Annotated in this window: 1 protein-coding gene; it reads right to left on the bottom strand. The window is 69.1% G+C overall.

The features are described 5' to 3' along the window. Positions 1-170: 170 nt before the first annotated feature. Positions 171-434, bottom strand: a 264-nt coding sequence (locus D7Y13_RS43210; RefSeq protein WP_208734657.1) for a 6-pyruvoyl trahydropterin synthase family protein, incomplete at its 5' end; no start/stop codon positions are given.

The following is a 434-nucleotide window of genomic DNA, read 5'->3' as shown; positions in this document are numbered from 1 at the left end:
GGTGAACCGCAGGCGAGCCCGCTCATCCGCCGATGGATGCGGCCAGCCGCCCTCGACGCGTTCGAGCACGACCGGAACGCCGGTCGCAGCCCATTCGCGCAGCAGATGCTCGTTGTAGACGTGACCCCCGGTCGGCACGCCGTCGTGGGTGGGGGCGACCAGCGCGAACGTCACCTCGGGGGAAGCGTCAAGGTGAAGGACGCCCAGGCGTCCGGATGCTCCCGCAGGGTGACCTCCAGTTCCGCGAAGCCGCGGGTGTCGAAGCCCTCGCAGAGCCGTACCGCGACGTGCTGGGCTATGGCCTCGGTCGTCGACAGTCGCCCCGCGAAAGCGGGCGACTCGTCGAGGTTGCGGTAGTCGATCTCGTCGAGAACCGACCGCAGCCTCGAGGTCGCCTCCCCGATGTCGATGACGACGGCATACTGGCTGAGCTG

Origin of the sequence: Corallococcus praedator (assembly GCF_003612125.1) — a bacterium.
Taxonomy (GTDB): domain Bacteria; phylum Myxococcota; class Myxococcia; order Myxococcales; family Myxococcaceae; genus Corallococcus; species Corallococcus praedator.
The sequence above is the reverse complement of the archived record's forward strand: the minus strand, read 5'-3'. Positions and strand labels throughout refer to the sequence as shown.